12 protein-coding genes are annotated in these 13246 nt (G+C 67.3%); 7 read left to right on the forward strand and 5 right to left on the reverse strand.

Annotated features, from left to right (window positions below; all coding sequences use genetic code 11):
* Positions 1-87 precede the first annotated feature (87 nt).
* Positions 88-1356, reverse strand: a complete 1269-nt coding sequence (locus tag U1701_RS14830; RefSeq protein ID WP_332783348.1) for a serine hydrolase — start codon at positions 1354-1356, stop codon at positions 88-90.
* Positions 1353-2207, reverse strand: a complete 855-nt coding sequence (locus tag U1701_RS14835; protein WP_332783349.1) for an ABC transporter permease — start codon at positions 2205-2207, stop codon at positions 1353-1355. The genes U1701_RS14830 and U1701_RS14835 overlap by 4 nt, the downstream gene beginning before the upstream one ends.
* Positions 2208-2269: 62 nt before the next feature.
* On the opposite strand from U1701_RS14835, the gene U1701_RS14840 reads away from it, so the two are divergent.
* Positions 2270-2986 carry a GcrA family cell cycle regulator gene (locus U1701_RS14840; protein WP_332783350.1) on the forward strand — a complete coding sequence of 239 codons (717 nt, stop codon included), beginning with the start codon at positions 2270-2272 and terminating at the stop codon, positions 2984-2986.
* Between the two features lie 246 nt (positions 2987-3232).
* Here the strand turns inward: U1701_RS14840 and U1701_RS14845 are convergent, their stop codons facing one another.
* Complete coding sequence (locus U1701_RS14845; protein WP_332783351.1) at positions 3233-4075, reverse strand: outer membrane protein; 843 nt, start codon at positions 4073-4075, stop codon at positions 3233-3235.
* Positions 4076-4258: 183 nt separating this feature from the next.
* On the opposite strand from U1701_RS14845, the gene parE reads away from it, so the two are divergent.
* A complete protein-coding gene (parE, locus tag U1701_RS14850; protein WP_332783352.1) occupies positions 4259-6253 on the forward strand; it encodes a DNA topoisomerase IV subunit B in 1995 nt (664 codons plus the stop codon).
* An 85-nt stretch (positions 6254-6338) separates the two neighbouring features.
* Here parE and U1701_RS14855 read toward each other — a convergent pair whose 3' ends face one another.
* Positions 6339-7127 (reverse strand): hypothetical protein, encoded by a 789-nt coding sequence (locus U1701_RS14855; RefSeq protein WP_332783353.1) that lies wholly within the window; start codon positions 7125-7127, stop codon positions 6339-6341.
* A 231-nt stretch (positions 7128-7358) separates the two neighbouring features.
* Here U1701_RS14855 and U1701_RS14860 point away from each other — a divergent pair, with 231 nt between their 5' ends.
* The 5 genes from U1701_RS14860 (at position 7359) to queE (ending at position 12268) form a co-directional block, all read left to right on the forward strand.
* Entirely contained in the window at positions 7359-8549 is a 1191-nt protein-coding gene (locus tag U1701_RS14860; RefSeq protein WP_332783354.1) for an aspartate aminotransferase family protein, read from the forward strand.
* A gap of 140 nt (positions 8550-8689) precedes the next feature.
* The gene (gene argF, locus U1701_RS14865; protein WP_332783355.1) at positions 8690-9607 is read left to right on the forward strand and encodes an ornithine carbamoyltransferase; all 918 of its coding nucleotides are present in this window, start codon (positions 8690-8692) and stop codon (positions 9605-9607) included.
* Positions 9608-9759: 152 nt separating this feature from the next.
* Positions 9760-10668 (forward strand): Hsp33 family molecular chaperone HslO, encoded by a 909-nt coding sequence (gene hslO / locus U1701_RS14870; protein WP_332783356.1) that lies wholly within the window; start codon positions 9760-9762, stop codon positions 10666-10668.
* A gap of 263 nt (positions 10669-10931) precedes the next feature.
* Complete coding sequence (queC, locus tag U1701_RS14875) at positions 10932-11633, forward strand: 7-cyano-7-deazaguanine synthase QueC (protein WP_332783357.1); 702 nt, start codon at positions 10932-10934, stop codon at positions 11631-11633.
* A gap of 2 nt (positions 11634-11635) precedes the next feature.
* Complete coding sequence (gene queE, locus U1701_RS14880) at positions 11636-12268, forward strand: 7-carboxy-7-deazaguanine synthase (RefSeq protein ID WP_332783358.1); 633 nt, start codon at positions 11636-11638, stop codon at positions 12266-12268.
* A gap of 132 nt (positions 12269-12400) precedes the next feature.
* Here the strand turns inward: queE and U1701_RS14885 are convergent, their stop codons facing one another.
* Positions 12401-13099 carry a hypothetical protein gene (locus U1701_RS14885; RefSeq protein WP_332783359.1) on the reverse strand — a complete coding sequence of 233 codons (699 nt, stop codon included), beginning with the start codon at positions 13097-13099 and terminating at the stop codon, positions 12401-12403.
* Between the last annotated feature and the right edge of the window lie 147 nt (positions 13100-13246).

The following is a 13246-nucleotide window of genomic DNA, read 5'->3' on the forward strand; positions in this document are numbered from 1 at the left end:
GGTGGGTTGGCCTGGGGCGGGGCGTTCCCTCGATACCGACCCACCCCCAACCCCTCCCTTCCAGGGAGGGGGGCAAGAAGTTCGATCCTACCGCGCCGCCACCAGCGCCAGCAACCGCGTCATCAGCCCCAGGAACCGCAACTCGCTGACCTGATCGTCGCCGCGATGCCAGTTCCCCGTGGCGGCATACCAGCGGCCATCCTTGGCCTGGACGACGAAGTTCATCGCGATCACGCCCGGCTCGGATCCGCCCTTGTACCCGACATAGCGGAATCGCCCCGCGGTCGCGGCATCGACACCCGGGTTGATCGCCAGCATCGCGCGCACCGGATCGTCGACGCGGCGCAACCGGTCGAGCAGGCCCGCCATCGCCTGCGGGCTGGCGAACCATTCGACGGTGTCGATCGCGACCGGCTTGCCGCTGAACACGCTGGCGTCGAGCGGCTTGGCGGCGATGGCCGTCGCGCGGGTGTCGAGCAGCGCGCGCCGCGCCGCGGGCGTCGCGGCGTTCCAGGCGGCGAGCAGGGCAGGGTCCCCCTTCAACGCGAACGCCTCGCGCGTCGTCAGCACCGGCGTGCTGCCGCCGTTCGCCGCCGCGCGCGCGTCGACCGCGGTGCGCCCGAGCGTCGTCATCAGCGTGTCGGTCGCGGTGTTGTCGCTGATCGAGATCATCATAGTCGCCAGCGTCTGCACCGTTACCGGCGTGGCGGCGGGCCAGCTCTGGAGCACGCCCGAGGGCAGCGAGCGCGGGCCGACGCGCACCACGTCCGCCCAGCTGCGCGTGCCCGCTGCGACCTGACGCGCGGTTTCGTCAAGGACCCACAGCTTGAACGCCGACCCGATCGGCGCGGCGATATCGGCGCGGTAGGCGGCGATCGGCACGGGGGCGGCGTCGCCGAGTTCGTAGAGCCCGAACCCGCTGGCACCGGGAAGCGCGCGGAATTCGGCAGTCACCTTGGCGAGCGTGTCGTCGCGCGCACCGGTACCGGTGATGAACAACCCGGTCGCGAGATGCGGCGCCGCGGGGTCGAGTACCAGAGTCACATTCGCGGTGCCGCGCTGATAGCCGATGACGAGGGTGGCGGACCACGCCGTCGTCGCGGTCAGCGACTCCACTTTGACGGGCGTGCCCAACGTCGCCTTGAGCTGCGTCGCGATTGCCGCGAGCCGTTCGCGCGGCACCTTGGCGCGGAAGCTTTCGGCGAAATAGCGTTCATAGCCTTCGCCCTCGGTCAGTATGCCGACCAGCGCGGCGGCACGCGTGTGCAGGATCGGATCGGCGGCGACGCTAGGCGCCTGCGCTGCTGCCGCGATCGGCAGCAGCGCCAGCAGCAGCGCGACCAGCCGTCCGATCAACTCTTGAGCTTCCAGCCGCTGCGCAGCAGCGAATAGCAGAGCGCGGCGAGTGCGATGTCGATTACGAGGATCACGATCCCCCCCGTCAGCACCGGCGAATCGGCGACGCCGAGGAAACCGTAGCGGAACCCCGAGATGATGTAGAAGAACGGGTTGGCGTGGCTGAACGTGCGGAACGCAGGCGCGAGGCGATCGACCGAATAGAAGGTGCCCGACAGCAGCGATAGCGGCGCGATGACGAAATTGGTCACCGCCGCGGCGTGATCGAACTTGTCTGCCCAGATCGAGGTCATGACGCCGAGCAGCGCGAGGAAGATCGCACCGAGCAGCCCGAACCACAGGATCGCGAGCGGCGCGTGCGGCGTGACGTGGACGCCCGGATACAGCGCCATCGCCGCCCAGACGACCGTTCCGACGATCAGCGCGCGCGTGACCGCGCCGCCGACCAGCGCCGCGAGCAGTTCGGCCGACGACAGCGGTGGCTGCAGGTAATCGACGATCGTGCCCTGCATCTTGCCGACCAGCAGCGAGAAGCTCGCGTTCGCGAACGCAGGCCCCATCATCCCCTGGCTGATGATCAGCCCGGGGGCGATGAAATCGGCGAACGCGATGATCGTGCCGTCGACATGGACCGGGCTTTTCGCGCCCGTCGCGATCGTAAAGACGATCAGGAACAGCAGCGTGGTCATCGCCGGCGCCCATACCGTCTGCAGCTGCACCTTGAAGAACCGGCGCACCTCCTTGATATAGAGGGTTGCAAGGCCGCCCCAGTTCACGTTCCGGATCACCGGGACGCCGGGGGCTGCCCTGATTGCTGGATGGATTTCACCGATTGGGGGCTGGCTGCTCATGCGGGTTGCGGGTAATCGCTGCCGCTGCCGCCCGCAACCCGGCTGACGACTAAGGAACGACTATGTCCTGGACCGACGAGCGCATCGAAACGCTCAAGACCATGTGGGAGGCGGGACAGACCGCCAGCCAGATCGCCGAGGCGCTGGGTGGCGTCAGCCGCAACGCCGTGATCGGCAAGGCGCACCGACTCGAGCTGCAGGCGCGTCCGTCGCCGGTGCGGCCGAACGACCCCGAGGCGAAGTCGGTCGCGGCCGAATCGATCGATATCCCCGATGAGCCGTCGGTCGATCCCGTCGTGACGGCTCCGGCGACGACCCCTGCTGCGGCGCCCGTCGCCAAGGTCCAGCCGGTCGCTCCACCTGTGGTGGAGTCGGTCGAAGACGACGAGGACGAGGACGAAGAGGACGCCGTCCCGATCGTCGCGACGCCGCGCCCCGCCCCGCCGATCATGCGCTCGGTCGGCCCCGGCGGCTTCCTGCGCCAGGCGCCGGGCGAGCAGCAGCCGCCGAGCACCCCGGCGCCGCCGCGGCGTCTGGTCCCGGCCAAGCCGTCGGCCGAGATGGCGGGCAAGACCAGCCTGCTCGATCTCAACGATCGCATCTGCAAATGGCCGCTCGGGCATCCGGGTGAGCCTGACTTCCATTTCTGCGGCAAGACCGTGAACCCGGGATTCCCGTATTGCGTCGATCATTGCGGGCATGCGTACCAGGCGCAGCTGCCGCGGCGCGATCGCCGGCCGACTCCGCCGCTGCCGTTTGGCGGGCCGCGGGCTAGGTAAGGCGCAGCGCGGCCGGCGCCGTGCCGGCGCAGGTCTCGCGCAAGCCCGGCCGGCGCGGCCAGCCGCGACCGACGTCATGGGCTTCGCCCATGACGGGCCGAGACGAAAAATGGGGGCCGCTTCCGGTGTGGAAGCGGCCCCCATTTTTGTGTCCCGCCGCGGCTAAGCCGCGTCGTCGGACGCTACGTGCGTGGCGCCGGCCGGGCTTGCGAGGTTCGATCGTTTACCACCGAACCTCGCTGCGCCTTAGAACCGGAACGCCGCGACGGCGCGGACGCTGTGCCAGCGGAAATAATCGAAGCCGCGACGGAAATCTGTCCCCGCCGCGTTGCCGCGCGTGAACGGGCCGCCGGCCGGGCCGCCCGCTGCGCGCACGCGGTAGTCGGTGTCCTCGTAGCGGTGGAACAGATATTCCAGGCCGACCGAGAAGTTGCGGCCGATCTTCTGTTCGATGCCGCCGCCGGCAGTGATGCCCCACTGCTTCTTGTTGCCGTTGCTGGTGAACGTGTTGGCGGTGTTGCCGGTCGTGAAGCTGTTGTCGATATCGGCATAGCCGACGCCGCCGGTCGCGTAGAACAACGTCGTGTTGGCCGCATAGCCGGCGCGACCGCGGACCGAGGCTTCCCAGTTCAGCTGGCGCGTCATGGTGTAGAAGGCGGGCGTGGTCGAGAATGCGGTGACGCTGTCGCTGATCTCGGACTTGCCGAACTCGCCGACGACGCCGACGACGAAATTGTCACGCTGCACGTCGGCACCGACACGGCCATAATAGGCGATGCCGTTGTCGTCGTTGGCGCAGCCACGACCGCCGACCGCGGGCGCGGTGTTGCCGGTCGCGGCGCCGTTGCAGAAGCCGGGCGAGAACGCGTTGGGCGCTGTCGCGGTCGAAATCGTGTCACCGAACGATCCGTTGAGATCGCGATCGAAGCTGATGCTCTCACCGATATCGTTGGGCTGGACGTCGTAGCCGAACGAGCCGCCGACATAGACGCCGTTGAACGGTGCGTCCGCAGTGGTTTCCTGAGCGAACGCGGGAGTGGCCGTGAGCGCGGTGGCGCTGGCGAGGCCGGCGAGCAAAAGCTTGTTCATTGAAAGGATCCCCGATTGTACGAATGACACCCCAGAAACGCACGCAAGCGATCGAAATATGCATGAGATGACAAATCGTTCATGCAGTGTGGCTTTGCGGCATCACTCGGCGAGCGCGGGGTCTTTGGTCGGGGTCTCCGATCGCATGGCTTTGTCGCGCGCGGCGTTCTATATCGATCTGGCATGTCAGACGATCTCTTCGCGTCCCCCACCACGCCCGGCGGCAAAGCCGCTCCCACCTACGACGCATCGTCGATCGAAGTGCTGGAGGGGCTCGAACCGGTTCGCCGCCGCCCCGGCATGTATGTCGGCGGCACCGACGAACGCGCTTTGCATCACCTTGCCGCCGAAGTCCTCGACAACGCGATGGACGAGGCGGTCGCGGGGCATGCGACGCGGATCGAGATCTATCTCGAGACCGGCAACCGGCTGACGATCGTCGACAATGGTCGCGGCATGCCGATCGACCCGCACCCGAAGTTTCCGGACAAGTCGGCGCTCGAAGTGATCCTGACGATGCTCCATTCGGGCGGCAAATTCTCGGGCAAGGCCTATGCGACCAGCGGCGGGCTGCACGGCGTCGGCATCAGCGTGGTCAACGCACTGTCGTCGGACACCGTGGTCGAGGTCGCGCGCGACCGGCAGCTCTATCGCCAGCGTTTTGCGCGCGGGCTGGTGCTGGGGCCGATCGAGGCGCTGGGCGCGACGCCCAACCGGCGCGGGACCAGCGTCGCCTTCACGCCCGATACCGAGATTTTCGGGCCCGAACTGAACTTCAAACCGGCGCGGCTCTACAAGCTGGCGCGGTCCAAGGCGTATCTGTTCGCGGGCGTTGAGATCCGCTGGAAATGCGCGCCCGAGCTGATCGGCGACGACACCCCCGCCGAGGCGGTGTTCCAGTTTCCGGGCGGTCTTTCAGACCATTTGCGCGACCAGATCGCGGGTCGCGAATGCGCAACTTCCGATTTCTTCGCCGGGTCTCAGGCGTTTCCGGGCGAGGACCAGGGCCGCGTCGAATGGGCGGTCGCCTGGCCGCTGTGGAGCGACGGGTCGTACAGCTGGTATTGCAACACCATCCCGACCCCCGACGGCGGCACGCACGAGCAGGGGCTGCGCCAGGCGCTGGTCCGCGGCATCCGCGCGTTCGGTGACCTAGTGGGGCAGAAAAAGGCCAAGGACATCACCGCCGACGACGTGATGGTCGGCAGCGAGCTGATGCTGTCGGTGTTCATCCGCGAACCACAGTTCCAGAGCCAGACCAAGGACCGGCTCACCAGCCCGGAGGCCGCCGCGCTCGTCGACAAGGCGATGCGCGACCATTTCGACCATTATCTCAGCCACAATATGGAGCGCGGCAAGGCGCTGCTGAACTATGTGCTCGAGCGGATGGACGAGCGGCTGCGCCGGAAACAGGAGCGCGACGTCAAGCGCAAGACCGCGACCTCCGCGCGGAAATTGCGGCTGCCGGGCAAGCTGACCGATTGTTCGGCCAACTCGCCCGAGGGGACCGAGCTGTTCATCGTCGAGGGCGATTCGGCCGGCGGCTCGGCAAAACAGGCGCGTGATCGGAAAACGCAGGCGATCCTGCCGATCCGCGGCAAGATCCTCAACGTCGCGTCGGCGACCAGCGCGAAGATTTTCGCCAACCAGGAGATCGCCGACCTGACGCTCGCGCTCGGCTGCGGGACGCGCAAGGACTGCAATGTCGAGACGCTGCGCTACGAACGCGTCGTCATCATGACCGACGCCGACGTCGACGGCGCGCATATCGCGACCCTGCTGATGACGTTCTTCTTCCAGGAGATGCCCGACCTGGTCCGCCGCGGGCACCTCTACCTCGCGCAGCCGCCGCTCTATCGCCTGACCGCGGGCACCAAGAGCCTGTACGCGCGCGACGACGCGCACCGTGCCGAACTCGAACGCACCGCGTTCAAGGGTAAGAAGGTCGACGTCGCGCGCTTCAAGGGGCTCGGCGAGATGAATCCGATGCAGCTGCGCGAGACCACGATGGACCCGGCGACGCGCGGCATGCTGCGCATCACGCTGCCGCAGGAATATGAGGAGCGGGCGGGGGTGAAGGATCTGGTCGACCGCCTGATGGGCAACAACCCGGCGCACCGTTTCGCCTTCATCCAGGAAAATGCCGGGCGGCTGGACGAGGAAGCGATCGACGCGTGACGCGGTGTTCCTGCGAAAGCAGGAACCCAGGGTAACGAGGCGCGACACCCGCGATCCTGGGCTCCTGCCTTCGCGGGAGCACTCGCTATTGCCGGGTCGCGATCAGCGTCGACGTCTTGCCGAACTTGATGTCGTTGACCTTGGTGGTCATCGTCTTGCCGTCCGGCGAGACCGTCATCGTGTAGGTCGCGAGCGTCTTGCCGACGTGGAAATCGGTTTCGACCAGCGTGTCCTTGCCAAGCTGCTTCACCGAGACGGAGGTCCAGCCGGGATCGCCGGTGACGGGTGCCGCCGGACCGCCGATCGTCGCGGTATAGGCGACGCCGGTGGGGGTGGTGTATTTCAGCACCTTGCCGTCCAGCGCGATGCTGAAGACCAGGCCGCTGTCGGACACCTGCCCGGTATTGGTCGCGCGCCACGATCCGGACACCGCGTGCGAACCGGCGGGCCCTGCGGCGATGCGTTCGTTGGTCATGGTGCCGGTGACGGGTACGCCGTTGGCCGCGGTCAGATCGCTATAGGCGATCGAACTGGTCTTGCCGTCCGGCGCGACCGTGACGGTCGATTCGCCGACCAGCTTGCCGGCCTTGCGCGACGACCGCTTGATCGTCGTCGGATCGACGATCACGACCGACATTTCGTCATAATAGGGGTTGCCGACCACGGGATGGAACGCGCCGTCGGCCACGACGGTCACGGCGGGCTTGCACGTCGAACAGGTGTATTTTCCAGCCACCAGCGCAATGATCGAAGGTTTCGCAGAGAGTTGGCTCGCCGCGATGTCGCCCTTCCATGTGCCGGTAAAGAGATTCTGGGCCGCAGCCGGCGACGCCGATACGATTGCGGCGATCAGGCATGGCAGAAACGTATTCATATGTCGCTCTCCCCCTTTGCCGTGGCGCGACTCGAGTCCAGGAATACGCGCGATCTTGCCCCCACGTCGGCGCGAATGATGGCGCAATTTCGACTATAGTGGCAAGCGAAACGTCCGTGGCGCGACGGCAGGCCGGGTGGCCCGGTGTTGACCGCACCGGACGCGCGCCCGTATTAGGCCCTCCGGGCGGTCCATCGGGGCCGCCCTTCTCGTTTCGAAGAGGAAGCGCCCGTGACCATCACCCCGCTCATGCCCGTCTACCCGCGGTGTGGCGTGCGTCCGGTCCGAGGCGAGGGCGCCTATCTGATCGGCGAGGACGGCCAGCGCTATCTCGATTTCGCCAGCGGCATCGCGGTCAACGCGCTCGGCCATGGCCATCCGGGCCTGTCCAAGGCCATCGCCGATCAGGCCGCGACGCTGATGCACGTGTCGAACCTGTACGGCAGCCCGCAGGGCGAGCATTTCGCGCAGCGGCTGATCGACCACAGCTTTGCCGACACGGTGTTCTTCACCAATTCGGGCGCCGAGGCGGTCGAGTGCGCGATCAAGACCGCACGGCGCTATCATTTCGCCAACGGCAATCCGCAGCGGCATACGCTGATCACGTTCGACACGGCGTTCCACGGCCGCACGCTCGGCGCGATCTCGGCGACCAACCAGGCGAAGATGCGCGACGGGTTCGAGCCGCTGCTACCGGGGTTCGCGTACGCCAAGTTCAACGATCTCGACGGTGCGCTGGCGCTCATCGACGACAACACCGCGGGCTTCCTGGTCGAGCCGATCCAGGGCGAGGGCGGCATCCGCCAGGCGAGCCACGAGTTCCTGACCGGGCTGCGCAAGGCATGCGACGAGCACGGCCGGTTGCTCGTACTCGACGAGGTCCAGTGCGGCTATGGCCGGACCGGCAAGTTCTTCGCGCACGAGCTGTACGGGATCACCCCGGACATCATGGCGGTGGCCAAGGGCATCGGCGGCGGCTTTCCGTTCGGCGCGTGCATGGCGACCGAGGAGGCCGCCAAGGGCATGGTCGCGGGGACGCACGGATCGACCTATGGCGGCAACCCGCTGGCGATGGCGGCGGGCGAGGCGGTGCTCGACGTGATCATGGCGGACGGGTTCCTCGACCACGTCACGACGATGGGCGACCGGTTGCGGCAGGGGCTCGAACAGATGATCCCCAACCACGATCACCTGTTCGACAGCGTCCGCGGTACCGGGCTGATGCTGGGTCTCAAGCTCAAGAGCGATGCGCGAGCGTTCGTGGCGTTCGCGCGCGACGAGCATAACCTGCTACTGGTGTCGGCGGGCGAGAACGTCGTCCGCATCCTGCCCCCGCTGGTGATCGACGAGAGCCATATCGCCGAATGCATCGAGAAGCTGTCCGCGGCGGCACGCGTGTATGTGCCGGCGAGCGACGATTGAGCTAATCCTCCCCGGTACGGGGAGGGGGACCATGCGAAGCATGGTGGAGGGGGGCCGCCCCGAATGCAGCGCTGGTGGATAGCCCCCTCCACCATTCGCTTCGCGAACGGTCCCCCTCCCCGTGCCGGGGAGGAATTACGATGCGCCATTTCCTGAATCTCACCGACGCCGGCCCTGACGGCATCGCCGCGATGCTGGCCGATGCGATCGACCGCAAGGCGGCACGCGCGGGCTTTACCAAGGGCCGCGTCGACAGCGACGCGCCGCTCGCCGGCCACACGTTGGCGATGATCTTCGAGAAGAACTCGACGCGGACCCGGTTCAGCTTCGACATGGCGATCCGCCAGCTCGGCGGAACGTCGATCGTCGCGGACTCGGGCTCGATGCAGCTCGGCCGCGGCGAGAGCATTGCCGACACCGCGCGGATCCTGTCGGGCTATGTCGACGCGATCATGATCCGTACCGACGACCACGCGAAGATCGAGGAAATGGCGCACTACGCCAGCGTCCCCGTGATCAACGGCCTGACCGACGCGTCGCACCCGTGCCAGATCATGGCCGACCTGCTGACGATCATCGAAAGCGGCAAGGTGTTACCCGGCCTGAAGGTCGCGTGGCTCGGCGATGGCAACAACGTGCTGGCGTCGATTGTCGAGGCGGCGGGGCTGATGCAGTTCGACGTCGTCGCGGCGTGCCCGCAGGGGTTCCAGCCCGAGGAAGAGGCGATCGTCCGCGCCTCGGGTCGCGCCCGCGTCGTCGCCGATCCGCGCGAGGCGGTGGACGGTGCGGACATCGTCGTCACCGACACCTGGATCTCGATGGGGCAGGCGGAAGCCGAGACCAAGCTGGCAGCACTGGCGCCATACCAGGTCGACGACGCGCTGATGCTGCTCGCCAAGCCCGACGCGAAGTTCCTCCACTGCCTGCCCGCGCACCGCGGCGAGGAGGTGACCGCGGACGTCATCGACGGGCCGCAGTCGCTGATCTGGGCGGAGGCGGAGAACCGCCTGCACGCGCAGAAATCGGTGCTGCGCTGGTGCTTCGGGCAGATTGGTTGATCGCCGAACTACGAAACCTTATCTTCGGCAACCCACCCGCACACGTCATCCCAGCGCAGGCTGGGATCTCCCGTTATCGAGCGCGCGTTTGCCGCACAAGACCCCAGCCTTCGCTGGGGTGACGAAGTTGGTGGTACATACGAGGAGCCAGCGTGACCGACCCCAACACCCACGACCTCGACCGCGCGCTGGCGTTCGCCATTCCCCCGCGCAGCGCCCGTGGGCGCATCGTCCGGCTCGGGCCGACGCTCGACCGCGTGCTCTCGGCGCACGCCTATCCGCCCGCGATCGAGGCGCTGCTCGCCGAGGCGCTGACGCTCGCCGCGTTGATCGGCTCGACGCTGAAGGATGCAAGCGGGCAGCTGACGATGCAGACCCGAACCGACACCGGCGTCGTCCAGCTGCTCGTCTGCGACTATCGCGGTGGCGAGGTGCGCGGGTACGTCCAGTACGACGCCGAGAAGCTCGCCGAGGCGCCCGCGCAGCCCAGCTTGTTCGCGCTGTTCGGCAAGGGCTATCTGGCAATCACCTTCGACATGGCGACCTCGGGCGAACGCTATCAGGGGATCGTGCCGCTCGACGGCGAGACGCTGGCGGAGGCGGCGCAGAGCTATTTCATGCAGTCGGAGCAGATCCCGACGATGATCCGCGTCGGGATGCGCAAGGATGCCGACGGGCATTGCGTCGCGGGCGGGCTGTTCCTGCAGCATCTGCCCGAGGGCGAGGACGGCCGCGAACGGCTGCATACCAAGCTCGACCATCCCGAATGGGAGCATGTCGCGACGCTCGGCACGACGATCGGCGCTGACGAGCTGACTGACGCGACACTGCCACTCGAGACCTTGGTGTGGCGGCTGTTCAACGAGGAAAGCGACGTCCGCCTGCATGCCGACATCCCGATCGTGCGCGGATGCCGCTGCGACGCGGATTACATCGCCGGGGTGATCGCTAAATTCCCGGTCGAGGAACGCCGCGAGATGGCCGACGAGCACGGCATGATCGTGGTCGACTGCGCCTTCTGTGCGCAGAAATTTCCGGTGGCGGTCGAAGCGGTGGCGTGAACCACAGCCCCGTCACCCCAGCGAAGGCTGGGGTCCCCCGGTTCGGGCCACAGCATCCGCCAACGGGGAGACCCCAGCCTTCGCTGGGGTGACGGCGTACCAGGCGCACCCTTAACGCGATCTTCACACCTGCCGCGCTATCCCACGCAGGTGCTTTTTCTTCAGCACGTTTTCTCCCTTGAGGCGCCGTGGGCGCCAACCTGGGGCCGCTCGCAGGGGCGGCCCTTTCTTTTTGCCCGCCGCTGGCCTAGCGGGGCCGCATTATGACATCCTCCCCTATTGCGGTCGTGCTGGTTTCCGGCGGGCTGGACTCGATGGTATCCGCCGCGTCGGCGCGCGAGGCCGGGTATCGGCTGCTCGCGCTGTCGATCGACTATAACCAGCGGCACCGCGTCGAACTCGCCGCCGCGCGCCGGATCGCCGACGCGCTGGGGGCCGAGCGGCATATCGTCCTGCCGCTCGACCTCTCGGCATTTGGTGGCTCCGCGCTGACCGCCGACATCGACGTGCCCAAGGACGGCGTGGGCGCCCAGGGTGATGGGGGGATCCCCGTCACCTATGTGCCGGCGCGCAACACCATCTTTCTGAGCCTCGCGCTCGGCTGGGCCGAGGCGGCTGGCGCGCGCGACCTCTTCATCGGCGTCAACGCGCTCGATTATTCGGGCTATCCCGATTGCCGCCCCGAATTCATTGCCGCGTTCGAGAGGCTGGCCGAGATCGCCACCAAGGCCGGCGTCGAGGGCGAACCCTTTCGTATCCGCGCGCCGCTGCAGCACATGACCAAGGCCGATATCGTCCGCGAGGGCGCGCGACTGGGGCTCGACATGGGGATGAGCTGGTCGTGCTATGATCCGGCGCCCGGCGGCGTGCATTGCGGCGCGTGCGATAGCTGCCGGCTGCGCTCGAAAGGGTTCGAGGAAGCCGGGATCGCCGATCCGACGGTCTACGCGGTTCGGCCCGCCTGATTATGAGCTACGCGGTCAAGGAGATGTTCCTGACGCTGCAGGGCGAGGGCGTGAATGCCGGCCGGCGCGCGGTGTTCGTGCGCTTCGCGGGCTGCAACCTGTGGTCGGGGCGCGAACAGGATCGCGCTACCGCGGTGTGCCGGTTCTGTGACACCGATTTCGTCGGCACCGACGGGCTGGGTGGCGGCAAGTTCGCCGATGCGCAGGCGCTGGCGGCGGCGGTCGCGGGGTTCTGGGGCGACGGCGCGGCGGACCGCTTCGTCGTGCTGACCGGGGGCGAGCCGATGCTGCAGATCGACGACGCGATCGTCGATGCGCTGCATGCCGCCGGTTTCACGATCGCGATCGAGACCAACGGGACCCTGCCGGTGCATCCGGGGATCGACTGGGTATGCGTCAGTCCCAAGGCGGGCAGTGTCGTCGTGCAGCGCGCCGGCGACGAGCTGAAGCTGGTCTGGCCGCAGCTGGGGACGGATATCGTCGAGGTCGAGAGTTGGAATTTTGCACACCGGCTGCTGCAGCCGCTCGACGATCCGCAGGCGGACGCGAACCGCGATGCCTGCGTCGCGATGGTGATGCGGCGGCCGGCCTGGCGGCTGTCGCTGCAGACGCACAAGCTGCTGGGGCTGCGGTAAATCCTCCTCGCTTGCGGGGAGGGGGACCATCCGCAGGATGGTGGAGGGGGCGGGAGGCAAGCGTTGCGTTGGTGGTGAGCCCCCTCCACCCCGCTCTTCGAGCGCGGTCCCCCTCCCTGTGCCGGGGAGGAATCAGCGCTGCGCGATCCCCACGCCTGCGGGCGGCCAATTCTGCACGCCGCACTTCTTGGCGACCCATTCGCCCTTCTTGTTCCAGCAGATCGCATCGAGCCGCGGTTTGTACACGGTGTCGCGGCCGATGTAGCGCGGGAAGCGCTGTTCGCCGCGCGGGATCAGGCTGTTCCGCAGCTCGCGCGAGCGAGTCATCGCCAGGTCGCCAAAGTTGCCGCGTGGCGTGAACAGCGCGTCGCGCCCTATCGACGCCGCGGTCTGGCAAAAGCCATATTGCGCCGCGACCGTCGCGAAGCTCGAATAGGTCCGCGTGCCGAACTGGTCGAGCGCGGTCTGGCCGGCCTTGGGCGTCTTGTTGACGCGCGTGAAATATTTGGCGAGCGTGTCGAACGCGCCCTTCAGCTCGGTCTCGTGATCCTGCAGGATGCCGTTATAGTTGTCGACGGTCAGCAAGGTCGGCTCGAACTGGCACTGCAGCGCGGCGACGTTGAGCGCGGCGCGCATGTGCCAGACCAATGCGGCACGCTGTTCGGCCTTGGTCGCGCCCGGCATCGCCTGGCCCAGCCCGTCCTCGGTGCCGTCGACCGCGGCGGCGGAGAAATCATGCGACTGCATGAAGAATTGTGCCGATGCGGGGGCCGCCAGGGCCAGCGCGCCCGACCCGGCACAGACCGCAAGCGCGATACGCAACACCTTCATTCCAACAAACCTCCCCGGGGCATTCCGACCGCGCAAATCTAAAGCGTTTTCTGCGTGGTGCGATACCCATTTAACCACAATCGGCGGTGGGCGGAAGTGGCGGCACGCCGAACCGGGTACGCATTTGGTCGCAGGCGTAACGAGTTG

The organism is Sphingomonas rhamnosi (genome assembly GCF_036663615.1).
In the GTDB taxonomy this organism is placed as follows: domain Bacteria; phylum Pseudomonadota; class Alphaproteobacteria; order Sphingomonadales; family Sphingomonadaceae; genus Sphingomonas.

What these genes read in the sequence shown, in the direction of transcription:
- argF (WP_332783355.1), top strand. Translation starts at nt 8,690, where the DNA reads ATGCGCCATTTCCTGAATCTCACCGACGCCGGCCCTGACGGCATCGCC.
- queE (WP_332783358.1), top strand. Translation starts at nt 11,636, where the DNA reads ATGAGCTACGCGGTCAAGGAGATGTTCCTGACGCTGCAGGGCGAGGGC.
- U1701_RS14835 (WP_332783349.1), bottom strand. Translation starts at nt 2,207, where the DNA reads ATGAGCAGCCAGCCCCCAATCGGTGAAATCCATCCAGCAATCAGGGCA.
- parE (WP_332783352.1), top strand. Translation starts at nt 4,259, where the DNA reads ATGTCAGACGATCTCTTCGCGTCCCCCACCACGCCCGGCGGCAAAGCC.
- queC (WP_332783357.1), top strand. Translation starts at nt 10,932, where the DNA reads ATGACATCCTCCCCTATTGCGGTCGTGCTGGTTTCCGGCGGGCTGGAC.
- U1701_RS14885 (WP_332783359.1), bottom strand. Translation starts at nt 13,099, where the DNA reads ATGAAGGTGTTGCGTATCGCGCTTGCGGTCTGTGCCGGGTCGGGCGCG.
- U1701_RS14840 (WP_332783350.1), top strand. Translation starts at nt 2,270, where the DNA reads ATGTCCTGGACCGACGAGCGCATCGAAACGCTCAAGACCATGTGGGAG.
- U1701_RS14855 (WP_332783353.1), bottom strand. Translation starts at nt 7,127, where the DNA reads ATGAATACGTTTCTGCCATGCCTGATCGCCGCAATCGTATCGGCGTCG.
- U1701_RS14845 (WP_332783351.1), bottom strand. Translation starts at nt 4,075, where the DNA reads ATGAACAAGCTTTTGCTCGCCGGCCTCGCCAGCGCCACCGCGCTCACG.